12 protein-coding genes are annotated in these 23,798 nt (G+C 71.4%); 5 read left to right on the top strand and 7 right to left on the bottom strand.

All coding sequences use genetic code 11. The features are described 5' to 3' along the window. Positions 1-61: 61 nt before the first annotated feature. Both FK530_RS00165 and FK530_RS00160 read right to left on the bottom strand, forming a co-directional pair. Entirely contained in the window at positions 62-1,087 is a 1,026-nt protein-coding gene (locus FK530_RS00165) for an aspartate-semialdehyde dehydrogenase (protein WP_146484984.1), read from the bottom strand. Positions 1,088-1,090: 3 nt separating this feature from the next. Then, complete coding sequence (locus FK530_RS00160) at positions 1,091-2,356, bottom strand: aspartate kinase (RefSeq protein WP_146484983.1); 1,266 nt, start codon at positions 2,354-2,356, stop codon at positions 1,091-1,093. 151 nt (positions 2,357-2,507) lie between these two features. Between FK530_RS00160 and FK530_RS00155 the strand changes: the two genes are divergently transcribed. Together FK530_RS00155 and FK530_RS00150 are read left to right on the top strand one after the other, a co-directional pair. Beyond that, entirely contained in the window at positions 2,508-3,296 is a 789-nt protein-coding gene (locus FK530_RS00155) for a hypothetical protein (protein WP_146484982.1), read from the top strand. A gap of 47 nt (positions 3,297-3,343) precedes the next feature. Next, positions 3,344-4,564 (top strand): mannosyltransferase family protein, encoded by a 1,221-nt coding sequence (locus tag FK530_RS00150; RefSeq protein WP_146484981.1) that lies wholly within the window; start codon positions 3,344-3,346, stop codon positions 4,562-4,564. 169 nt (positions 4,565-4,733) lie between these two features. On the opposite strand, the gene FK530_RS00145 is transcribed toward FK530_RS00150, so the two are convergent. Genes FK530_RS00145 through FK530_RS00135 form a run of 3 tightly spaced genes read right to left on the bottom strand, consistent with a single transcriptional unit; the run spans position 4,734 to position 17,084 of the window. Continuing rightward, complete coding sequence (locus FK530_RS00145; RefSeq protein WP_146484980.1) at positions 4,734-4,937, bottom strand: MbtH family protein; 204 nt, start codon at positions 4,935-4,937, stop codon at positions 4,734-4,736. Positions 4,938-4,980: 43 nt separating this feature from the next. Further along, on the bottom strand, positions 4,981-5,820 hold the full coding sequence (locus tag FK530_RS00140; protein WP_146484979.1) for an ABC transporter permease: 840 nt from the start codon (positions 5,818-5,820) through the stop codon (positions 4,981-4,983). Next, positions 5,817-17,084 (bottom strand): non-ribosomal peptide synthetase, encoded by an 11,268-nt coding sequence (locus FK530_RS00135; RefSeq protein ID WP_158644992.1) that lies wholly within the window; start codon positions 17,082-17,084, stop codon positions 5,817-5,819. The genes FK530_RS00140 and FK530_RS00135 overlap by 4 nt, the downstream gene beginning before the upstream one ends. A 562-nt stretch (positions 17,085-17,646) precedes the next feature. On the opposite strand from FK530_RS00135, the gene leuA reads away from it, so the two are divergent. Both leuA and FK530_RS00125 read left to right on the top strand, forming a co-directional pair. Further along, on the top strand, positions 17,647-19,515 hold the full coding sequence (gene leuA / locus FK530_RS00130) for a 2-isopropylmalate synthase (RefSeq protein ID WP_146484977.1): 1,869 nt from the start codon (positions 17,647-17,649) through the stop codon (positions 19,513-19,515). A gap of 7 nt (positions 19,516-19,522) precedes the next feature. Continuing rightward, a complete protein-coding gene (locus FK530_RS00125) occupies positions 19,523-20,245 on the top strand; it encodes a polysaccharide deacetylase family protein (protein WP_146484976.1) in 723 nt (240 codons plus the stop codon). Here FK530_RS00125 and FK530_RS00120 read toward each other — a convergent pair. Next, the gene (locus tag FK530_RS00120) at positions 20,214-21,176 is read right to left on the bottom strand and encodes a DMT family transporter (RefSeq protein WP_146484975.1); all 963 of its coding nucleotides are present in this window, start codon (positions 21,174-21,176) and stop codon (positions 20,214-20,216) included. The two genes, FK530_RS00125 and FK530_RS00120, sit on opposite strands and share 32 nt — an antisense overlap. Here FK530_RS00120 and FK530_RS00115 point away from each other — a divergent pair. Next, positions 21,175-22,587, top strand: a complete 1,413-nt coding sequence (locus tag FK530_RS00115; protein ID WP_146484974.1) for an aminotransferase-like domain-containing protein — start codon at positions 21,175-21,177, stop codon at positions 22,585-22,587. The two genes, FK530_RS00120 and FK530_RS00115, sit on opposite strands and share 2 nt — an antisense overlap. Here the strand turns inward: FK530_RS00115 and FK530_RS00110 are convergent. Further along, a complete protein-coding gene (locus tag FK530_RS00110) occupies positions 22,571-23,737 on the bottom strand; it encodes a globin domain-containing protein (protein WP_146484973.1) in 1,167 nt (388 codons plus the stop codon). The genes FK530_RS00115 and FK530_RS00110 overlap by 17 nt on opposite strands. Positions 23,738-23,798: the final 61 nt, after the last annotated feature.

The following is a 23,798-nucleotide window of genomic DNA, read 5'->3' as shown; positions in this document are numbered from 1 at the left end:
GACATGGGGAGCCATCCGACGATCGAGGGAGTGAACGCCCCGCTAGGGCGCGGCACCCGGTCTAGACCAGCAGCTCCGCGATCTGCACCGTGTTCAGCGCAGCGCCCTTGCGCAGGTTGTCACCGCTGATGAACAGCGCCAGGCCGCGGCCCTCGGGCACGCCCGGATCCTGGCGGATACGGCCGACGAGCGAGTCGTCGGCACCCGCGGCGGCGAGGGGCGTGGGCACGTCGACCAGCTTCACGCCCGGCGCCGAGGCCAGCAACTCCTGCGCCCGCGCCACCGACAGCGGCGAGGCGAACTCGGCGTTGATCGACAGCGAGTGGCCGGTGAGCACCGGCACGCGCACGCAGGTGCCCGACACCAGCAGCTCCGGCAGGCCCAGGATCTTGCGGGACTCGTTGCGCAGCTTCTGATCCTCGTCGGTCTCGCCCGACCCGTCGTCCACGATGGCGCCGGCCAGCGGCAACACGTTGAAGGCGATCGGCGCGACGTACTTCACCGGTTCGGGGAACGAGACGGCCGAGCCGTCGTGCACCAGCTTCTCCGCCTCGGGCTCCACCGCACGTACCTGGGAGACGAGCTCCTCCACGCCGGCCAGACCCGAACCGGAGACCGCCTGGTACGAGGAGACGATGAGCCGCTGCAGGCCCGCCTCGTCGTGCAGCACCTTGAGCACCGGCATCGCGGCCATGGTCGTGCAGTTGGGGTTCGCGATGATGCCCTTCTTCAGGTCGCGGACCTGCTCCGGGTTCACCTCCGAGACGACCAGCGGAACATCGGGATCCTTGCGGAAGGCGCTCGAGTTGTCGATGACGGTGACGCCGGCGGCCGCGAAGCGCGGCGCCTGCACGCGGGACATGGTGGCCCCGGCGCTGAACAGCGCGATGTCGAGCCCCGCCGGATCGGCGGTCTCGGCGTCCTCGACGACGATCTCGCGATCACCGAAGGGCAGCTTCTTGCCCGCCGAGCGCGACGAGGCGAAGAACCGCACCTCGTCGGCCGGGAAGTCCCGGTCCAGCAGCAGCTGCCGCATGACGGCGCCCACCTGGCCGGTGGCGCCGACGACTCCTACGCGTACACCCATGACCTATCGCCCCGTTCCGCCGTACACGACGGCCTCTTCGTCCGCGCCCAGGCCGAAGGCGTCGTGCAGCACCTTGACGGCCTCATCGAGCTCGGTGTCGCGGATCAGCACCGAGATCCGGATCTCCGAGGTGGAGATCAGCTCGATGTTGATGCCCGCCTTCGACAGCGCCTCGCAGAAGGTGGCGGTGACGCCGGGATGGCTCTTCATGCCGGCGCCCACGAGGGAGACCTTGCCGACGTGATCGTCGTAGACGACCGAGTCGAAGCCGATCTCGCGGCGCAGGGCCTCGAGCTTCTCGACGCCCAGCGGGCCGAGCTCGCGCGGCAGCGTGAAGGTGATGTCGGTGCGGCCCGTGTCCACCTTGGACACGTTCTGCAGCACCATGTCGATGTTGATCTCCGCATCGGCGATGGCGCGGAAGACGCGGGCCGCGTAGCCCGGCTTGTCCTCCAGGCCGACGACGGTGATCTTCGCCTCGCTCCGATCGTGGGCGACGCCGGTGAGAATTGCCTCTTCCACGGGGATGTCCTCCATTGATCCGGCGACGATGGTGCCGGGCTTGGTCGAGTACGACGAGCGCACGTGAACGGGAACGTTGTAGCGGCGCGCGTACTCCACGCACCGGAGCATGAGCACCTTCGCGCCGCAGGCCGCCATCTCGAGCATCTCCTCGAAGGAGACCTTCTCGAGGTGCTTGGCGTTGGGCACGATGCGCGGGTCGGCGGTGTAGATGCCGTCGACGTCGGTGTAGATCTCGCAGACGTCGGCGTTCAGCGCGGCCGCGAGGGCCACCGCCGTCGTGTCGGAGCCGCCACGGCCGAGCGTGGTGACGTCCTTGGTGTCCTGCGAGACGCCCTGGAAGCCCGCGACGAGCACGATTTTGCCGTCGTCGATCGCGGCCTGGACGCGCCCGGGCGTGACGTCGATGATCTTCGCCGCGCCGTGTCGGCTGGTGGTGATGACGCCGGCCTGCGAGCCCGTGAAGGACTGCGCCTCGGCGCCGAGGGAATGGATGGCCATCGCGACGAGCGCGTTGGAGATGCGCTCGCCCGAGGTGAGCAGCATGTCCATCTCGCGGGCGGGCGGCGCAGGGCACACCTGGTTGGCGAGATCGAGCAGCTCATCGGTGGTATCGCCCATCGCGGACACGACGACGACGACGTCGTTGCCGGCGCGCTTGGTCTCGACGATCCGTTCGGCCACGCGCCGGATGCGCTCGGCGGAGGAGACGGAGCTGCCTCCGTACTTCTGGACGACGAGTGCCACGTGGAACCTCTCCGTTGCGGTCTTCGATGTGCGTGTCGATCCTACCGACCTGGGTTCTTCGGTCCGGAGGGCACCGCTCCAAGCGGTGCGCAACCCACCGTTCAGCGACATCGCGGATAATCGATGCGAACGCGAACTTCAGGAGATCCTCATGAATCCCTACGGCGGCCAGTACCCCGGCCGGACCCCCGGCGGGCGGCCCACCGGACAGCCGGGCGGACAGCCCGGTGGACAGCCCTCGCCATGGCAGGGCGGCTCCCCGCAGGGCGGCTATCCGCAGGCCCCTCAGCAGGGCGGTTACCCGCCGACCCGGCAGCAGGGCGCCTACGGGACGCAACCGGGCGCGTACCCCGGCCCGCCGGGGGGCGTTCCGCCCGGCCCGCCGAACTACGGCGGGAACGGCGGCGGCAACGGGGGCGGTGGCAACAAGAAGGGCTTGATCATCGCGCTGGTCTCGATCGTGGCCGTGCTCCTCGTCGCGGCGGCCGTCGGCACCGGCCTGGCCCTCAGGTCCGACTCCACGTCGACGGCGTCGCCGGTCACCTTCTCCGCCGGCGCGACCACGACGACCGCCGGCGCCCCGACGACGGGCACCGTCACACCACCGAGCGAGCCCGCGACGCAGTCCGACGGCTTCCTCACCACGTCTCCGAAGACCACGACCGGCACGTCGACGGGCCAGTCCGTGCGGCTCAAGCTGTCGGCGACGGGCACCGGCGCGGGCGCGGTCCTCGTGGTCGGCGTCAAGGGCGGTGACATCCCTACGGCGTCGACCCTGCCGTGGGAGTGGCAGGGCACCGCGACGATCGGCGACACCATGTCGTTGATCGTGACGGGCACCGGCCCCGTGACCTGCACGATCGTCGTGAACGAGCAGGAGTTCACCCAGTCCGGCACCAACACGGTCAACTGCACGATCACCCGGGTCGCCGCGCCGTGACGTCGGGCGGCGCGCGCGGGGGCGCCGTGCGCGACACCGTCGGTACGATGCAAGCCGTGCCGACCGCCCCCGACCTCGCCGACCCCGGTGCCGCACCGGCACCGTCGTCGCTGCTCGACCGCACCCGCGACGTCTGGCTGCCGATCGTCGTCTACCTCGCGATCCGGGGAATCGGCCTGGCGGTGCTCGCCCGGTTCGCGCAGCTCCGCAACCAGAACCTCGCCGATCTTCTGACGGCGTGGGACGGCAAGTGGATGATCGGGCTCGCCACCTACGGCTACGACGACATGCCGTGGCGCTTCGTCGACGCACGGGGCGAGCACACCGCGGACACCGCCTACGCCTTCTTCCCCGGGTTCCCGATGCTGGTACGCGCCGTGGCGCAGTTGCCCGGCTTCGACGCCTACCGGGCCGCGCTCACGGTCAACGTGATCCTCGGATGCGTCGCCGCGGTCGCCGCCTACCGACTCGGGCGGCTGTGCGTCCAGCACATGCCGCAGGTGCCGAGCCACCTGGCCGAACGGGCCGGCCTGCTCACGACGGTGCTGTTCGCCGCTGCCCCGATGTCCATCGTGCTGACGATGGCCTACACCGAGGCGCTGTACTGCGCACTGGCCGGTTGGGCGCTGGTGGGCGTCATGGAACGCAAGTGGATCCTCGCGGGGATCTGCACGGCCCTGGCCGGCTTCTGCAGGCCGACGTCGGTGGTCCTGATCGGGGTGGTCGCCCTCGCCGCGCTCCTCGCGGTGCTCTCGTCCAGCGGCGCCGAGCGCGTGAAGGCCGCGATCTGCGTGCTGATGACTCCCCTGGGGTGGGTGACCTACCTGTTGATCGTGGCCCACCACACCGGCAGCCTGACCGGCTGGTTCCGGATCCAGACGGAGGGCTGGGGCACGACCTTCGACATGGGACTGCAGACCTGGCAGTTCGTCAACTACACGCTGATCAACGGCTCCGACATCGCGGATCTGTCCGTGGTGGCGCTGCTCGCGGCGTCGATCGTGCTGATCGTGCTCGCGATCCGTTCGACGATGCCCTGGCCGATCACCCTGTACGGCGCGCTGGTCGTGATCTCCCTGCTCGGCTCGGGCGGCCTCATGATGTCGCGGCCGCGCCTGCTGCTGCCCGCCTTCGTGCTGCTGATCCCGATCGCCATCGCGCTGGCACGGGCTTCGAAGCCGGCGCGGGTCTGGACCTGCGTCGGCATCATCACCGTCACCTGCTGGTACGGCGCGCACATGGTGAGCGTGTACCCGCACGCCATGTAGCGCCGCCCCACGGCGCGCCGGCGGGCACGACGGGGCGCCCGGCCACCGTCGGCCTCGGGACACTCACCGGGGTGGCCGACGGACCTCCGCCCGGTCGGCCTCACGGCTCGGCGTACACCGCCGGCCGGCAGGGCGAACCGCCCTGCCGGCCACGGTGGTCGGAGAAGGATCAGGCGCGGAGGCTGAGCGGACGGATGTCCGTCCACGCCGACTCGATGTACTCGAGGCACTCCGCCCGCGAACGACCGCCCTCGCCGAACGCGACGGTCCAGCCGCGCGGGGCCTCGCGGAACGTGGGCCACAGCGAGTGCTGGCCCTCGTCGTTGACGAGCACGAGGAACTCGCCGGTCTCGTTGTCGAAGGGGTTGTTCATATTCGTTTCTCCTTGTTTGGAGGGATGGTGGGTCGGTGGGCCGTCAGTGCTTCATGTACGCACGGGCGGCGAGAGGCACGATGATCACGATCATCGCGACGGAGACGAGGGCGGAGTACGCGGTCGCGTGCTCCGCGGCCCAGTTGATCGGCTCGTTCACCACGGGCTTCGGGCTCAGCGGATTGCCGAAGGCCTCACGCAGCGAGCGCGCCATCGAGGTCACGGGGTTCCACGAGGCGATCGTCCGGAGCGGGCCCGGCAGGTCGCCCGAGGCGATGAAGGCCGACGAGACGAAGGCGATCGGGAACATGACGATCATGCAGAGCGCCTGCGCGGACTCGGGCGTCGAGACGGACAGGCCGATGAGGGCGCCCAGCCAGGACATCGCGAAGCCGAACAGCAGCAGCGTCGCCAGCGACAGCGCCGCGTCCACCCAGCTGCCGCGGAAGCGCCAGCCGACCGCGAGGCCGACGAGCAGCATCACGGCCACGCTGATGACGTTGACCACGAGGTCGGAGACGGTGCGCCCCACCATGACCGCGAGCCGCGACATCGGGAGCGAGCAGAACCGGTCGATGATGCCGTTCTTCATGTCCGACGCGACGCCGATCGCGGTCGGGCCCGCGCTGAACGCCACCGTCTGCACGAGGATTCCGGCGAGCAGGAACTCCCGGTAGCGGTCGCCGCCGACCTCGCCGCCGAGCGCCGAGCCGAAGACGTAACTGAAGAGCAGCACGAACATGATCGGCTGCACCGTCGCCCCGAGGAGCAACTGCGGGATCCGGACCAGGGTGGTCAGGTTGCGGCGGGTCATCACCGCGCAGTCGCTGAGGAAACCGCTCAGCGACGACTCCCGCTCCTGCGGGAAGGTGATCGCGGTCATGCCTTGTCCTCCTCGGTCTTGTTCGCGTCCTCGCCGGTGAGGGCGAAGAAGACGTCGTCCAGGGTGGCCTCGCGCAGCATCGCGGATTCGACGTGGACGCCGGCCTCCCGCAGGTCGTTGAGCACGACCACCAGCTTGTGCTGGCCGTCGGCGACGCGGATCGCGCTGAGCCCGGAGGCCTCGCGGATCGCGGTGCCGTCGATCGCGTGGCGGGCCAGGATCGGCCACGCGGTCACGCGATCCCGCTCGCGCAGGCCGATCTGGATCAGGTCCGCGGCGGCCGCCGACTTCAGCTCGGGAACGGTGCCGGACCGGATGATCCGGCCCTGGTCGATGATCGTGACCAGATCCGCGAGGATCTCGGCTTCGTCCAGGTACTGCGTGGTGAGCAGCACCGAGATGCCGTCCTCCTTGCTCAGCCGGGCGATGACGTCCCACACGTCCTTGCGGCTGCGCGGGTCGAGGCCCGTGGTCGGCTCATCGAGCACCACCAGACGCGGCCGGGCGATGATGGCACCGGCCAGGTCCAGCCGGCGGCGCATGCCGCCCGAGTAGGTGCCCGAGGCGCGGTCCGCGGCGGCGGTGAGCCGGAACTGCTTGAGCAGATCGTTCGCGCGAGCCTTGGACGAGGCCTTGTCGAAACCGTAGAGGCGGGCGAACATCTCGAGGTTCTCCCGGCCGGTCAGGTTCTCGTCGACCGCCGAGTACTGGCCCGAGAGGCCGATGATCGAGCGCGCGCGCCGCGGGTCGGCCAGCGCGTCGACCCCGTCGATCGTCACGGAGCCCTCGGAGGGCTTCATGAGGGTCGAGATGATCTTGACGGTGGTCGTCTTGCCGGCGCCGTTCGGACCGAGCAGCGCGTGCACGCTGCCGGGCGCGATGTCGAGGTCGACGCCGTTGAGCGCGTAGACGGCCTTCTTGCCACGGCCGTACTTGCGCGTCAGGCCCCGGACGCTCACCAGCGGCTTGGAGTCGTCGAGCGTCCTGCTCTTCGACGTGACCACCGCGGTGTAGTTGCCCGTCAGGAAGACGTTCATCGTGCGGGCGACCTCGTCGATCGCCGGCGACGAGCCGAGCTGATTGTGCGTCGCCTCGATGTCGTGCACCTGCACCAGGCCGGTCACGTGCGGCCGCCACAGCTGCGGCACGAGGCCGCCCGTGGTCTGCTCCGTCGCGCGGAAGACCAGCATGTTGCCGTCGTACTCGCGCGGCCGGTGCGAGTAGCCGAGCGTCGTGTTGTGCCGGTAGTTCGACAGCAGCCGCTCCATCTGGCCGCGCGAGAGCTCGCGCGCCGGACCGCCGGCCGAGGCCAGCAGGTCCAGTGCGTCGTCGGTGGACAACTCCGCGTCCTCGTCGACGTCGAGGCCCACGAACTCCCGGAGCAGCGCGGCGATCGACATCTCCTCACGCGGACCGCGGTAGTCGCCCAGCGGGTAGGCGTCCATGAGGGCCAGGTTGACCTTCTCGCCCAGTTCCCGCAGTTCGACGGCCATCTCGTGCGCGATGAGACCGCCGAGCGACCAGCCGAGCAGGTTGTACGGGCCGTGCGGCCGGCTCGTGCGGATGTTGCGGACGTACGTGCGGGCGAGTTCCCGGATCGAGTCCGCGGGCGGCATCGGGTAGGAGATGCCGGGTGCCTGCAGGCCGATGATCGGGATGCTCGGGTCGAGCTCGCCCGACAGGCCGAGGTAGTTCCACGCGAGGCCCACCGCGGGGTGCACGCAGTAGAGCGGGTCGACGCCCGGGGTGCCCGCGCGCAGCGGCAGGATCGGATCGGTGATGGCGGTGTCGGAATCCGCTGCCACACCGGTGATCACGGCCGTGGTGGAGACGGGCGCGGGAGCGCCCGCGATCCGGGCCGCGATCGTGCTGACCTTGGCGTCCTCGAAGAACCACCGGATGCTGGCGTCCTCCGCGTTGAACCGCTCGCGCAGCCGGTCGACGGCGATCGCGGCCTGCAGCGAGGTGCCGCCGACGGCGAAGAAGTCGTCGTCCATGTCGAGCGAGGCCACACCGAGCACGTCGGAGAGGATCTCGGCGACGGCGCCCTCGAGGCTCGCGGCCGAGACCGCGCGCTGCTTCGGCGTTGCGGGCTCCGCGATGGCCGCGAGCGGCGATGCCGGAGCATCGTCCGCCGTGCCCGCCGCGGGTGCGGGGGCACCGACGGGCGGCAGGGCCTTGAGATCGGTCTTGCCGTGCGCGGTGACCGGCACGCTGTCGATCTCCTGGAAGACCGCCGGGACCATGTGCCGCGGAAGACGATCCCCGACCCAGCTCCGCAGGGCGTCGACGGTGACGGCGCGCTCGGTCACGTAGTACGCGACCAGGCGGGCAGCGGCCTGCGCCTCGAGCGAACCGTCGCCGCGGTCGACGACCACGACGGCCTGCCGTACGTCCGGGTGACTCTCGACGGCCGTGGCGACCTCGCCCGGCTCCACGCGGAACCCGCGGACCTTGAGCTGATCGTCGCTCCGGCCGACGAACTCGAGCACCGGCTCGCCGGAGTCGGAGGCGCGCCAGCGGACCAGGTCCCCCGTGCGGTACATGCGCTTGTAGCCCTGCGCATCGTTGTACGGGTTGGCGACGAACCGCGCGGCGGTGAGCTCCGGGCGGTCGAGGTAGCCGTGGGCCACACCGGGTCCCGCGACGTACAGCTCGCCGACGGTGCCGGGGGCGACCAGGTTGAGCCGCTCGTCGCAGATCATCAGCTGTGCGTCGGTGACGGCGTGACCGATGCCGACGTTGTCGGGGTCGACGGCGCCCATCGTCGCGGCGATCGTCACCTCGGTGGGGCCGTAGGCGTTGATCAGGATGCGGCCACCGGACCAGCGGCGGGCCAGCTCGGTCTGCAGCACGTCGCCGCCCACGCTGAGCGCCTCGAGCAGGGGCAGGTCACGATCGGGGATCGTGGCGAGCGCCGCCGGGGTGATGAACGCGTGGGTGACCTCGTTCTCGGCCAGGAAATCGCCCAGCGGCGAGCCGCCGTACAACGTGACCGGCGCGATCACCAGCTCGGCGCGCGACCAGGTCGCGAGCAGCAGCTCGAGGATCGAGGCGTCGAAGCTGGGCGAGGCGAAGTGCAGGACCCGCGCGCCCGCACCCACCGCGTGCTGCCGCACCAGGGTGTCGGCCATCGCGGCCAGGCCGCGGTGCGGCACGACGACACCCTTGGGCTTGCCCGTGGACCCGGAGGTGTAGATGACGTACGCCGGATCGTCCACGCCGACGGGCGCGACCTCGGCCGGCGGGTGCTGCACGCGCGACGTCGCGAGGTCCGCGGTCACCCATTCGACGGACTTCGGCAGGCCGCCGAGGGCGTCACGGACCGTCAGGCCCAGAGCGGGCTTCGCGTCCCCGAGGATGTACTCGATCCGCTCCGCCGGGTAGTTCGGGTCGACGGGCAGGTAGACGGCGCCCAGCCGGGCCACCGCCCAGAAGGCCACGACCGAGGCCGCGGACCGCGGGATCGATACGGCCACCCGGGTTCCGCTGCCCACGCCGAGGCCGGCGAGGCGGTTGGCGAGCGCCGAGACCGCCGAATCGAGCTCGGAGTAGGTGTAGTGCACGTCGCCGTCGCGCAGCGCGGGGTCGCCGGGCCGCTGGCGCACGGCCCGCGCCAGGATCTCCGCCATGGTGTGCGGCTCGATCGTGGTGGAGGCGCGCTGGAACAGCTCCTGCTCCTCGGGCAGCAGCACCGGCAGGTCGGCAACCGGGGTGTCGGGCGAGGCGACACCCGCCGTCACGAGGCGCGCGAGGCGGCCGACGATGCCCTCGGCCGTCGCCGGCCGGTACAGGTCGGTGCGGTAGCGCAGGTTGAAGCGGAGCCCCTCCTCGACCTCGCGCACCTCGAAGGTGGCGTCGAAGGTGGTGGTGGCCGCGGCCAGCGGCAGCGGCTCCAGCTCGAACATGCCGCCACCGTCGGAGGTGATGACGCTGAGCGGGTCGCCGAGGTTCTGGTGGCTGAGGACCACCTGGAAGACGGGGTGACGGTCACGGCTGCGCGGGGGCTGCAGCGCCTCGATCACGCGCTCGAAGGGCGCCGTCGCGTGGACCAGGTCGTCGAGGTCGCCGCTCCGGATCCGGTCGACGAGGGCGTTGAAGCTCTCGGTGCCGGTCACCTGGGTGCGCAGTGCGACGGTGTTGACGAACATGCCGACCACGTCGCGCAGGCGGCGATCGGTACGACCGATCACCGGCGTGCCCACGACCACGTCGTCGGCGCCGTTGACGCGGTGCAGCAGGGCCGCGAGGCCCGCGTGCAGCACCATGAACATGGAGACGCCGCGCTTACCGGCGAAGTCCGCCAGCGCGTCCCGTTCGGCCTTCGGCAGCACGATGGCGACCTCGCCCGCGTCGGTGGAACCGATCGTCGGGCGCGGGCCGTCGGCCGGGAAGGAGCTCTCCTCCGGCACGCCCGCGAGTCGTTGCGCGAAGTAGTCCACCGCGCCGGCGTCCTTCTCCGCCTGGCCCCGCTGCCACACGGCGTAGTCCGCGTACTGCAGCGGCAGCTCGGTCCACTGCGGCTCGGAGCCGGTACTGCGGGCCAGGTACGCGGCCATCAGGTCGCGCGTCAGCGGCACCACCGAGGCGCCGTCGGCCGCGATGTGGTGCACGGCGATCGCGAGGATCGAGCCCTTGCCGGTGGGCGCCGTCATGACCCGCAGCGGTACGTCGCGATTCAGCGCGAACGGGCGGGCGACGAACTCGGCGATCGCCGACTCCTGGCCGGCGACGTTGGACGTGGCGGTACCGAACTCGGCCACGAAGTTGCGGACCTCGGGCGCATCGGCGGGCAGGATCTCCTGGTACGGGCCCTCCGCGGAGGACGGGTAGCGGGTGCGCAGGCTCTCGTGCCGCGCCAGCAGGTCGCGCAGCGCGGCGTCGAGCACGGACTTGTCCACCGGGCGGCTCGCGAGGAAGGCGGCGCCGATGTTGTACGTCGGGCCCGGATCGATCTTGTTCTGCAGCCACATCCGCTCCTGCGCGGAGGACAGCGGCATACGGTCGCCGCGCTGCACGCGACGCAGGCCCTGGTCCTCGAGCGCGGACTCGTTGGAGATCCGGTCCGGATCGCCGATGAGCGCGGTCGCGATGGCCGCGGGCGTGCGCAGATCGAAGACGGTGCGCGCCTCGATCCCGTTGCCCAGCAAGCCCACCAGCTCGTTCGCGGACAGTGAGTTGCCGCCGAGGTCGAAGAAGTCGTCCTCGACGCCGATGGCCTCGCTTCCGAGTACCTTCCGGAAGGCCTCGACGACGCGGCTCTCCGCCGGTGTGGTGGGCTTGGCCGCAGCGTTGCCCGTGCCGCCGAAGTAGGGCTCCGGCAGGGCGGCGTTGTCGAGCTTGCCGGTATTGCCCATGGGCACCGTCGCGATGATCATCACCGCGGCCGGAACCATGAAGCCGGGCAGTCGGGTCCGCACGTGGGCGCGGACCGCCGACGGGTCCACATCGCCCTTGACGTAGGCGACGAGGGCCGGCGCACCGTCGGGCCCCGGGCGCACCTGGGTCGAAACGAAGTCCACGCCGGGCATCGTGTCGATGGTCGCGTCGATCTCACCGAGCTCGATGCGGATGCCGCGGATCTTGACCTGGAAGTCGTTGCGACCCACGAAGTCGACGATCAGCGCACCGTTGTCTCCGCGGGTCCAGCGGACCACGTCGCCCGTGCGGTACATGCGGTCGCCGGGCTCGCCGTACGGGTTCGCGACGAACCGGGCGGCGGTGAGCTGCGGACGGCGGTGGTAACCGCGCGCCAGCTGCGGTCCCGCCACGTACAGCTCGCCGGGCATGCCCACGGGCACGGGACGCAGCTCGTCGTCGAGCACCAGGAGGCCCTGGCCGCGGACGGGCGGGCCGATCGGCACGCGGCCGTCGCCGGACAGCGCGTCCGAGATCGCGGTCATGATGGTGGTCTCGGTGGGGCCGTAGCCGTTGTGCAGGCGACGGCCGACGCTCCACTTCTTCGCCAGGCCGGGGCCCAGCGCCTCACCACCGGCCAGCACGTGCGTCCACGACGGCACCGCGTCGGGGTTGATCGTGGCGAGCGTAGACGGGGTGAGGAAGCCGTGCGTCACACCGTGATCGGCGACGATCTTCTCCAGTTCGCGGCCGCCGGTGGTGCCCGGGGGCACCACGACGAGCGGGGCGCCCACACGGATCGCCATGAGGTGCTCGAGCACCGTCGCGTCGAACGCGGTGGAGGCGAAGGCCAGGACGCGGGTGTCGGCGCCGGTCTGCAGGCGCACGTGGAGCTCCTCGGCGAAGTTGCCGAGGCCGCGGTGGGTGACCACGGTGCCCTTGGGCTGGCCGGTCGAGCCGGAGGTGTAGATGACGTACGCGGCGTCGTCGAGGTTCGGAACGATCTGGGGGTCGTAGCCGTCGCCGTCCAGGTTGTCCATCGCGACCCAGTTGACGCCCTCCACACCGGATCCGGTGGCGGTCACGCCCACGCGGGCGCGCACGTCGTTCGCGATGTAGTCGCGGCGGTCCTGGGGGTACTTCGGGTCCACCGGGGCGACCGCGGCGCCGGCCAGCGTGATACCCCAGAAGGCGGTGATCGACTCGGCGGAGCGCGGCAGGTCGCTGAGCACCGCCTCCCCGGGGCGCGAGCCGGCGGCGAGCACGGCCGCCGCCACCTTGCGGGCGTCGGCGTACAGCTCGCGGTAGGTCAGCACCCGCTCGCCGTCGATCACGGCGGGACGGTTCGAGTAAGTACGGGCGGCCTCGCGCATGAGTTGGCCCAGCGGGGTGTGGAAGTCGGCCGCCACCCCGCGCACGGGGGTGAGCTCGGCGAGCCTGTCCGCCGCCATGATCGGCAGCGCGCCGACGGTGGTCTGCGGGTCCTGGCCGACCGCGGTGAGCACCGCGACGAGGGCGTCGAGGATCGACTCGGCCTGCTCGGTGCGGTAGAGCTCCGAGGCGTAGCGCAGCTCGATGGTGCCGTCGGCGCCGAGGGTGAACTCGAGGTCGAAGCGGGCGATCGGGACGTCCACGGGGACGACCTCGACGTCGACGCCCGCCATCGGGAAGTGCTGGGTGTCGAAGGGCCGCTGGTTGAGCATCACCTGGAAGATCGGGTGGCGGCCGGCGGCGCGCGGCGGGTCGACGAGCTCGAGCACGGACTCGAAGGGCAGGTCCGAGTTGTCCAGCGCGTCCAGGTCACCCCGGCTGACGGCCGCGAGGTGCTGCGCGAAGGTCTGGTCGTTGGTGGTCCGCGTGCGCAACGGGATCGAGTTCACGAACATGCCGACGAGGCCGTCGAGTTCGGCCTCGCCGCGCCCGGCGACGGCGGTGCCGATGACCAGGTCGCCCTGGCCGGACAGGCGCGAGATCGCCGCCGCGAGGGCCGCGTGCACCACGATGAAGGGGGTGGTGGTGTGGGCCCGGGCGAGGCCGGCCACGCCGGCCCACACCTCGGGAGCGACGCGGGTGTCGATCGACCGCGCCGCGGAGACGACGCCGCCGGAGCGCGGCACCGCCGCAGGCGGCACCGACTCGGCCGGCGGATCGGCGAGCACGTCGGCCCAGAACCGGTCGAGCGCCTGCCGGGGCGCCCCGGTCAGGCGGTGCTTGTAGGAGCGCGCGTGCTCGGTGTACGTGCGCGGGAGCGGCGGGAACTTCGGCGCCTTGCCGCGGGTGCGCGAGGCGTAGGCCGTCGCGAGGTCGCCGGCCAGCGGCATCATCGACCAGCCGTCGGCGGCGATGTGGTGGATCACCAGGACCAGCACCTGGTGCCGGTCGTCGATGCGGTACAGGCGAGCGCGGATCGGCACGTCGGCGGCGAGGTCGAAGGGCTCGCCCGCGTAGTCCGAGGCCGCCGACATCAGCTCGTCGAGCGCCACCGTGCGCTCGGTGAAGGGCACGAGGTTCGGGCCGGCGGGCAGCACCTGCACCTCGGGCTCGCCGGCGGTGGGGCCGTTGCGGTAGACGGTGCGCAGCGGCGTGTGCCGGGCCACGACATCGCCCAGGGCGACGCGCATCGCGGAGACATCCACGTCGCCGCGCAGGTGCAGGGCGACCGGAATATGGTACGAGCCATCGGGACTCACGCGATTGCGGACCCACATCTGGTGCTGGGCGGGAAGCAGCTCCGCCGCCTCCTCGGGATCCGACGGCGCCGCGAACTCCGGCTCCGGCTCGGCGGCCGTGGCGGTCGTGGTCTCGGCCGCGGCGGCGATCGCCGCGGCGGGCACGGGAGCGCCGCCGATCGCGGCCGCGAGGCCCTCGACGGTGGGATTGGCGAAGACCGTCGCCACGCTGACGCGGGTGCCGGTGGCCGAGCCGAGGCGCGCCGCGATACGGGTCGCGGAGAGGGAGTTGCCGCCCAGATCGAAGAGCGTGGTGGCGACGTTGAGGTCGTCCTTGCTCGCGCCCGGGATCACCTCGGCGAAGGCCTCGGCGACGAGCTTCTCGGCGTCGGTCTTGGGGCCACGGCCGGCGGAGACGGCGACCGCCCGCTCGGGCTGCGGCAGCCGCTTGTGGTCGACCTTGCCGTTGACGGTGAGCGGGAACTCGTCGAGCGCGATGACGTGCGCCGGGACCATGTAGGCCGGCAGCTCCGCCGAGACGCTCGCGGTGATCGCCTCGGGCTCCGCCGTACCGGTCACGTAGGTGACCAGTTCCGCGGTGGCGGTGTCGTCGCCGTGGACGACGGTGACGGCGCGCTCGGCGCCGGGCACCCGCATGATCGCGGCGTCGATCTCGCCGAGCTCGATGCGGAAGCCGCGCAGCTTGACCTGCGAGTCGATGCGGCCGAGGAACTCGAGCTTGCCGTCGGCGTCCCACCGGACGAGGTCGCCCGAGCGGTACATGCGGGAACCGTCGGCGGCGAAGGGGTCCGCCACGAACCGCTCCGCGGTGAGGAGCGGGTTGCCGTGGTATCCGCGGGCGATGCCGGGACCGGAGATGTACAGCTCGCCGGCGACGCCGGCGGGCGCGGGCCGCAGGTAGGGGTCGAGCACGTAGAGCCGCGTGCCGGGGATCGGGACGCCCAGCCGGACGGGCTCGCCGCCGCGGAGCGCGCCGAGGGTGACGGCGATCGTGGTCTCGGTCGGGCCGTAGACGTTGACGAGGGTGCGGCCCTTGCCCGCCCACTTGTCGACGAGGGCCTGCGGCACGGTGTCGCCGCCCACGCCGAGCGAGGTGAGGGCGGGAAGCTTGGCGGGGTCGAGCGTGGCGACCGCGGCGGGGGTGATGAAGCCGCCGTTCACGCCGCCCTGGGCCAGAACGTCCTCCATCTCCTCCCCGCCGTAGACGTCCGGCGGGACGACGACCAGCGTGGAGGCGCTGTCGACGGCCATGAGGAGTTCGAGGACCGAGGCGTCGAAGCCCGGGGAGACGAAGTGCATGACGCGGGAGCCGTCGGCGAGCCCGTGCGAGCGGACGAGCTCGGCCGCGAGGCTCGAGAGGCCGGCGTGCGTCACGCTGACGCCCTTGGGGCGCCCGGTGGAGCCGGAGGTGAAGATCAGATAGGCGGGGTTCGCCAGATCGATCGTGGGCCAGTCCGCGTCGCTCGCACCGGCGTTCGCGCCGGGGCCCCAGACGCGGGCGAGGTCCGCGGGGGTCAGTGTCGCGACGGGAGCCGCGGCGGAGGCGATGTGGTCCGCGCGCTCGGCGGGCAGCTTGGGATCGATCGGCACGAACGCGGCGCCCGTCTTCACGACCGCCCAGACGGCGATCACGGACTCGAGCGAACGCGGGATGCGCAGTGCCACCCGCTCTTCGGGGGCCGCGCCGACCGTCATCAGGTAGCGCGCCAGGCGGTCGCTGTACTGGTCCAGCTCGCCGTACGTGATGCTGCGGTCACCGTCGACCACCGCGATCCGGTCCGCGTGCGCGGCGGCGGCCCGGCGCAGCAGGTCGGGCATCGGGACGGCGGGCCCGGCGGCCGCGGGCGCGCCCGCGGCCGCACCGGCGAAGCGGTTCCACTCGGCCGCCTCGGCATCGGTGGCGACGGCGAGCGCGGAGAGGGGCGTCGCGCCGGGAGAGGCGGCGAAGCGCTCGAGGTACTCCATGAAGCGCTCGAAGTGCGCATCCAGATCGGCCACGCCGTACGCGGCCGGGTTGGCCTCCATGTCGATCCGCAGCGCGCCCTGCTCCGACTCGTACACGGTGACCGCCACGTCCTCGGCCGGGCCGGAGGTGAGGAGGTTCAGGGTGCCGGCCGCCTCCCCCAGCGTGAGCGCCGAGGAGAACATCATGATGTTGATGGTGTCGCCGAAGGTGGACCCGACGATCCCCTCGCGCAGGGTGGGCGCCTCCATCCGGGCCGCGGGGTAGAGCTGATGCCGGAGACCGTTGCGGAGGTCGAGGCCGGTGCCGTCGATGATGTCGGACACGGTGGCGCCGGAGCCCGCGCGGACCGGCACGGGCAGCACGTTCGCCGTCATACCGGTCGAGCCGCGCAGCGCCGCGGTGGTGCGGGCGGCGACGGGCACCGAGACCGAGATCTCCTCGCGGCCCGAGACGGCGGCGACGTACGCGCCGAAGGCCGCGATGACCAGGCCCGTGCGGTTGGTGCCCAGACGCTCGGCCGCGGCCTCGAGCCGAGCCCCCGCCTCGGCGCTGGGGACGCCGTTACGGCGCAGGTTCAGGCTCGACGGCGCCGCGGCCACGCGGCTCAGTCCCGCCGCTTCGGGCAGGTTCTCGACGACGCCGGCCCAGTACTCGGCGTCACCGTCCGCACGCGCGGACGCGAAGTACTTCTCCTCCGCGGTGACGAAGCCCTCGGGCGCGAGCGGAGCGGGCTTGAGCGGCGAGATCTCGGCCCCGGTGACCTTGGCGGTGTACAGCTCGGCGACGCGGCGCTGCAGGATCGAGGCGCCGTAGCCGTCGATCACGGCGTGGTGCGCGCGGGCGTACCAGAGCCAGCGCTCGTCGGAGACGCGGATGAGGCGGTTGATGATCATCTCGTCGGTCGCGAGATCGATCGGCCGCGAGTACTCGGCACGCATCCACGCGACGGCCGCGTCGATGCGCTGGTCCTCGGGCAGATCCGCGAGGCCCAGGTCGATCACCTGCGCGCCGGCGTCGATGCTGCGGTCGAGCCACTGCACCGGGGAACCCGACTCGTCGACCTCGATGCGGACGTACGGGGAGAGGAACTCGTCGCTGGCCTCGCGCGTCGCGGCCTGCATGGTCTCGACGTCGAAGGGACCACTGATGTCGACGTACTGCGCGACCGTGTACGCGACGTCCGGGGACATCTGCTGACCAAGCCACATTCCGTACTGGGCTCCGGTCAGGGAGTGCACCACGTGGTCCACCAAGCTCTCCTCTGCATCACGATCACAACGCACAACGGTTGCAATCGCAGAATTGTAGGGAGCGGTGCGTTGAAATTGCAACATCTTCAACCGGAATTCCCGTGAGCGAAGGTCACAGAAACACCGCAGGTCGAACGGTTAGCCCCCAAGAAGGTTCAGGAACAGGTGCGGCATCCAGCAGGTTTCTCAGGATTCACCGCCGCCATGTCCAGTTTTGAGTTCACGATCCGACATTGCAGTAGCGTGGATCACAGCCGCCCGTGGAGTCGACGGTCTGCGGAGCGGTGCCCGGGCGGGCGTGGGGCGTTTCGCGGTCGGCCGGCCGCGGACGTCCGATGGTGACGGCCGGGTACCGGCTCGCACGATCGTGCGCTACATTCGAGGCGTGCAGTGGCGCGCTCTTCTCCTCGGTTGCCGCGGCGGGGTCTGATCCAGACCGGCTCCCCGTCGCGGGTTGAGCCGTGGGAACAACGGCAGCGCCGGTCGAGACCCTCAGGTCGCACGACGACCGATTCCGTCCCTGCCAGCCGCAGGGTCGCTCCGAGAAAGTAGCCTCGACATCATGAGCCCCGCAGCCGACTCCTACACCTCCGGCGTTTCCAAGATCACCGCTCCCGCCGGTCCCCGCAACCCGGGCCAGCCCGCGTGGAACCAGCAGCGCGGAAGCGCCATGCCCGCCCACCGCTACCGCTCCTTCGGCGACGAGGTCGAGCACATCGCGCTCCCCGACCGCACCTGGCCCGACAAGGTCGCCACCACCGCGCCCCTGTGGTGCGCCGTGGACCTGCGCGACGGCAACCAGGCCCTCATCGATCCCATGAGCCCGGCCCGCAAGCGCCGCATGTTCGATCTGCTGGTCCGCATGGGCTACAAGGAGATCGAGGTCGGCTTCCCGTCCGCCAGCCAGACCGACTACGACTTCGTCCGCGAGATCATCGAGGACGGCGCCATCCCCGACGACGTCACGATCCAGGTGCTGGTGCAGTGCCGCGACGAGCTGATCGAGCGCACCTTCGAGGCCTGCCAGGGCGCGAAGAACGTGATCGTGCACTTCTACAACTCGACCTCGGTCCTGCAGCGCCGCGTGGTCTTCCGCGCCGACAAGGCGGCGATCAAGAAGATCGCCACCGACGCCGCCCACAAGGTGCTGGAGGAGGAGAAGAAGTACCCGGATACCGCCTGGCGCTACGAGTACTCGCCCGAGTCCTACACCGGCACCGAGCTGTCCTTCGCGAAGGAGGTGTGCGACGCGGTCACCGAGATCATCGCGCCCACGCCGGAGAAGCCGATCATCGTGAACCTGCCCGCCACCGTCGAGATGGCGACGCCGAACGTGTACGCCGACTCGATCGAGTGGATGAGCCGCAACCTGGCCCGCCGCGACAGCGTCATCCTGTCGCTCCACCCGCACAACGACCGCGGCGAGGGCGTCGCGGCGGCCGAGCTCGGCTACCTGGCCGGCGCCGACCGGATCGAGGGCTGCCTGTTCGGCAACGGCGAGCGGACGGGCAACGTCTGCCTGGTGACGCTGGGCCTGAACCTGTACAGCCGCGGCATCGACCCGCAGATCACCTTCTCCGACATCGACGAGATCCGGCGCACCGTCGAGTACTGCAACCAGCTGCCGGTGCCCGAGCGGCATCCGTACGGCGGCGACCTGGTGTACACCGCGTTCTCCGGCAGCCATCAGGACGCGATCAACAAGGGGCTCGACCAGATGAAGGTCGACGCCGACGACGCCGACAAGGATGTCGACGATGTGCTCTGGCAGGTTCCCTACCTGCCGATCGACCCCAAGGACGTGGGCCGCAACTACGAGGCCGTCATTCGCGTCAACAGCCAGTCCGGCAAGGGCGGCGTCGCCTACATCATGAAGGCCGACCACGGCCTGCAGCTGCCGCGGCGCCTGCAGATCGAGTTCAGCCAGTCGGTGCAGAAGATCACCGACGGCGAGGGCGGCGAGGTCACGCCCAAGGAGATGTGGGACGTCTTCGCCGGCGAGTACATCGATCCGATCCTGCCGCTGGAGCGCATGCGCCAGAAGGTGACCGCCTCCGAGGTCGACGGTGGCGTCGACCGCATCGATGCGGTCGTCAAGATCGACGGCAAGGAGCAGGAGATCACGGGCGAGGGCAACGGCCCGCTCGCGGCCTTCGTCGACGCGATCGGCAGCGTCGGCTTCGACGTGCGGGTGCTGGACTACAGTGAGCACGCCCTCTCGGCCGGCGACGACGCCCAGGCCGCGGCCTACGTCGAGGCCATCGTGCGCGTCGGCGATGAGGATCGCACCGTCTGGGGCGTCGGCATCGCTCCTTCGATCACGACCGCCTCGCTGCGCGCCGTGGTCTCGGCGGTCAACCGCGCCAACGGCAGCCGCCGATCCGCGGAGGAGGCGGTCGGCGAGGCGTCGACGCGCACCTGGGCTCCGTAACCTCCGCATGCGGTCCGCCCGCAGGCGCCTGATCATCGCGGCGGCCGTGCTCCTGTGCACGGCCGCCGTGCTGTACGGACTTCTGCAGGTGAGCAAGTCGCGTTCGTTCCAGTTCTTCGGCGACCTCGTCGATCGCGTCGAGACCTCCGAGCGCGTCGTAGCGCTCACCTTCGACGACGCCCCGACCGCAGCGACGGCCGAGGTCCTCGACACGCTCGCCCGGTACGACGTGAAGGGCACCTTCTACGCTCTGGGTTCGGAGCTCGAGCAGGCGCCCGACCTCGGTCGACGCATGGTCGCCGCGGGGCACGAGCTGGGCAACCACACCTTCGGCCACAGGCGGATGGTGGGGACGAACGAGGCACCCGGGTTCGTGCGATCCGAGCTCGACCGCACCGACGCGTTGATCCGGGCCGCCGGCTACGAGGGTCCCATCACCTTCCGCCCTCCGTACGGCAAGAAGCTGGTGGTCCTGCCCTGGGAGCTCGCCCGCCGTGGCGTGACGACGGTGACCTGGGACGTCGAGCCCGACACCTTCCACGCGGGCGACGCCGGCGGCATCGAGCGGTACACCCTCGATCACACGCGGCCCGGATCGATCGTGCTGCTGCACCCGTTCTGCGCGGAGGCGTGCCGCGCCGACCGCGAGGCGCTGCCCCGGATCATCGAACGGCTGCGCGCGGACGGCTACCGCTTCGTCACCGTTCGCGAACTGCTGGACCTGCGCTGACCGCCCTCGTCGCGCGCGTGCGGACGGCAAGCGTCGCGGCGGCGATGACGGCGAGGCCGCCGAGCACCGTCGACCAGCCGATCGACTCCCCGAGCAGAAGTGCGGCCCAGGCGATCCCGAAGACGGGCTGGGCGAGCTGGACCTGACTGACCGTTGCCATCGGGCCGATCGCCAGTCCTCGGTACCAGGCGAAGAATCCCAGGAACATGCTCACCACACCGAGGTAGGCGAAGGCCCACCAGCCGGACGCCGTTCCGCTGACACCGTCCCGCGCGCTGAACGCCGTGAGCGCGAGCATCACCGGCGAAGCCACCACCAGGGCCCACGAGATCGTCTGCCAGGCGCCGAGTTCTCGCGAGAGGAGCCCGCCCTCCGCGTACCCGATCGCCGCAGCGACCACTGCGCCGAACAACAGCAGGTCGGACAGGTGCACGGACCCGATGCCGCCGCCCTGCACCACGGCGAAGGCCACGGCGCACACCGCGCCGACCGCCACCGCGCCCCAGAACGCCGGGCGCGGCCGCTCCCCCGTCCGCCCCACCGCGGCCACGGCCGTCGCCGCGGGCAGCAGCGCGATCACCACGGCGCCGTGCGAGGCCGACGCGGTGGTCAGCGCGAACGAGGTCAGGACGGGGAAGCCGATCACCACGCCGACGGCGACGATGCAGACCCGGAACCACTGCCTCCCCTGCGGCAGCGCCTGCCGCGTGACGATGAGCGCGATCGCCGCGAGTGCGGCCGCGATCAGCGCACGTCCCGCGCCGACGAACAACGGCGGCAGGCCGCCGTCGGCGACGGCGACGCGTGTGAACGGCACGGTGAACGAGAAGGCGAGTACGCCGAGGAGGCCCCACAGCAGGCCGGCGCGCGCCGGAACCGCACCCGGTATCACCGGCGTTCGATGGAGAGTAGCGCTATCATGTTGATTCATGTCCAACGATAGCAGTGGCGCTCGGCTGACGACAGCGCTGCGCGCGTGGATCGCCGCGGCGCCCCCGGGCGCCAAGCTGCCGTCGACGCGCACGCTCGTCGCCGAGCACCGGGTCAGCCCCGTCACCGTGCAGCAGGCCCTGCGCTCCCTCACCGCGCTCGGCGAGATCGAGACCCGCCCTGGTATCGGGTCTTTCGCACGAGTCGAGCGCGCAACACGCCCCGTCGACCTCGGGTGGCAGACGGCGGCGCTCGGAGCGACGGGGCGGCGCAAACCGGCCTCGTCCACGGCGCTCCAACCGTCGGACGGCGACGCCATCGGCCTCCACTCCGGCTACCCCGCCCGCGAACTGCTACCCGAACGTCTCGTGCGGCCGGCGCTGGCCCGGGCGTCCCGAAGCGAAGCGCTCCTCGGCCGGCCACCGATCGCGGGAGTCCCGGAGCTGCGGTCCTGGTTCGCCGCGGAGCTCGCCGCACTCACGCCCGCGGGTGTGGGCCCCGTGGGCGCCCGCGATGTCGTGGTGACCCCCGGCAGCCAGGGGGCACTCCTGACCGCGTTCCGCGCGCTGGTGGGGGCGGGCCGGCCGCTCGTCATGGAATCCCCCACCTACTGGGGCGCGATCCTGGCCGCGGAGCAGGCCGGCGTCGAGGTGGTGCCCGTACCGAGCGGTCCGTCGGGCCCGGATCCCGATGTGGTCCGGCGCGTGTTCGCCGACACCGGGGCGCGGGCCTTCTACGCGCAGCCGGCGTTCGCGAGCCCGACGGGCGCGGTCTGGGACTCCGATCGCGCCGGCGCGGTCCTCGACGCCGTTCGTGAGGCCGGAGCCTTCCTGATCGAGGACGACTACGCGCGCGACTTCGGGATCGACACCGCACCGGTCCCCCTCGCGGCGCGGGACGACGCCGGTCACGTGGTCTACGTGCGGTCGCTGAGCAAGAGCGTGGCCCCGGCGGTGCGGGTCGCCGCGGTGATCGCCCGAGGGCCGGCCCGCGAGCGCATCCTCGCCGACACCCAGGCCGATGCGATGTACGTGAGCGGGGTGCTGCAGTCCGTGGCGCTCGACGTGGTCACCACCCCGGCGTGGCGCGCGCACCTGCGGCGTCTCGGACGCAGCCTCGGCGAGCGCAGGGACCTGTTGCTGCGCTCCCTGCACGAGCACGCGCCGGCGATCGCCGTGGAGGCCGTCCCCCGCGGCGGGCTCGCCCTGTGGGCACGCCTGCCCGACGAGGTCGACCTCGACGCGGTGGTCGACCGGTGTCGCCGGGACGGGCTCGTCGTGGGTCCCGGCGACGAGTGGTTCCCCGCCGAGCCCACCGGCAACCACCTCCGGCTGGCCTACGCCGGGCCGCACCCCGAGCGCTTCCCCGAGGCGGCCGCGATCCTGCAGGCGGCGATCACACGGACGGCGTGAAGGCCTCGAACCACACCCGCTCGCGCGGGACGCCCACGGCCGCCAACTGATCCGCGACGCCGGACATGAAGGGCAGCGGACCGCAGAGGTAGGCGTGCGCGGCCTCGGGGATCCGCAGGTCGCCGACCTCCATTCGGCCCAGTGACTCCCCGTCGCCCAGCGGGTATCCGGCCGGCAGCTCGTCGTACCACGTGCGCAGCGAGGCCTTCGGAATCCGGGCGACCAGCTCCACGAGTTCGGTCCTGTGCGCGTGCGTGGCACGGGTGCGGTCGGCATGCGCGACGAGAACCTCGCGGCCGGCGCCCTCCTCCGCGAGGTGGTAGAGCATGCCCAGGACGGGCGTGATGCCGATCCCCGCCGATGCGAGGACCAGCGGCACCGCCGGATCGCTGTCGAGCACGATGTCGCCGAAGGGCGGCGACGACTGCAGCAGCGTCCCCTCGAAGGCGTACTCGTGGAGGTACGACGACACCTCGCCGTCGCGGCGCACACCGATCCTCCAGCGCCCGTCGCCGCCACGGGACACGCTGTACTGCCGGATCTGACGGGCGCCGTCGGGTAGCTCGACGGCGATCGAGACGTACTGCCCGGGAAGGAAGTCCGGCAACTCCGCGCCGGCGGGGTCCGCGAGCACGAACGCCACGACGTGCGGGGTCTCCTGCCGGCGCTCGGCCACGACGACGGTGCGCCACACGCTCTCCGGGGTGACCGCCGCCGCCTCGTAGAGGCCCTTCTCCAGGGCGATCAGCTCGTCGGCGAGTTGCCAGTAGAGCGCTGTCCACGCCTCCGCAACCGCCGGCGTGACAGCGGCTCCGAGCACCTGTGCGATCGCCGCGAACAGATGCTCGTGGACGATCGGGTACTGGTCGGGCGCGACGCCGAGCGAGGCGTGCTTGTTGGCGACCCGCTCGAGCATCGACCGCGCGGAGATCTCGTCATCGACGACCGCGGTGGCGTACATCGCGATCGAGGCGGCCAGTGAGCGCTGCTGCGCGCCGACCGCCTGATTGCCGCGGTTGAACAGGTCGCGCTCGAGTGCCGGGTGGGCGTCGAACAAGCGGCGGTAGAAGATCGGGGTGATCTCATCGATGGCGCCTCCCACCGCGGGAAGGGTGTCACGGATGATGGTGCACTGATCGTCGGTGAGCATGGGGCATCGGTCCTCGGGCCGGAGGGATTCTGTCCACTACGACGTTATGTAGTAGATACCC

This window comes from Tsukamurella conjunctivitidis, assembly GCF_007858475.1.
GTDB classification, from domain to species: Bacteria; Actinomycetota; Actinomycetes; order Mycobacteriales; family Mycobacteriaceae; genus Tsukamurella; species Tsukamurella conjunctivitidis.
The sequence above is the reverse complement of the archived record's forward strand: the minus strand, read 5'-3'. Positions and strand labels throughout refer to the sequence as shown.

Excerpts from the sequence above, each read along its gene's own strand:
- leuA (WP_146484977.1), top strand. The coding sequence starts at position 17,647 with ATGAGCCCCGCAGCCGACTCCTACACCTCCGGCGTTTCCAAGATCACC.
- FK530_RS00145 (WP_146484980.1), bottom strand. The coding sequence starts at position 4,937 with ATGAACAACCCCTTCGACAACGAGACCGGCGAGTTCCTCGTGCTCGTC.
- FK530_RS00120 (WP_146484975.1), bottom strand. The coding sequence starts at position 21,176 with ATGAATCAACATGATAGCGCTACTCTCCATCGAACGCCGGTGATACCG.
- FK530_RS00165 (WP_146484984.1), bottom strand. The coding sequence starts at position 1,087 with ATGGGTGTACGCGTAGGAGTCGTCGGCGCCACCGGCCAGGTGGGCGCC.
- FK530_RS00155 (WP_146484982.1), top strand. The coding sequence starts at position 2,508 with ATGAATCCCTACGGCGGCCAGTACCCCGGCCGGACCCCCGGCGGGCGG.
- FK530_RS00140 (WP_146484979.1), bottom strand. The coding sequence starts at position 5,820 with ATGACCGCGATCACCTTCCCGCAGGAGCGGGAGTCGTCGCTGAGCGGT.
- FK530_RS00150 (WP_146484981.1), top strand. The coding sequence starts at position 3,344 with ATGCAAGCCGTGCCGACCGCCCCCGACCTCGCCGACCCCGGTGCCGCA.
- FK530_RS00125 (WP_146484976.1), top strand. The coding sequence starts at position 19,523 with ATGCGGTCCGCCCGCAGGCGCCTGATCATCGCGGCGGCCGTGCTCCTG.
- FK530_RS00110 (WP_146484973.1), bottom strand. The coding sequence starts at position 23,737 with ATGCTCACCGACGATCAGTGCACCATCATCCGTGACACCCTTCCCGCG.
- FK530_RS00115 (WP_146484974.1), top strand. The coding sequence starts at position 21,175 with ATGTCCAACGATAGCAGTGGCGCTCGGCTGACGACAGCGCTGCGCGCG.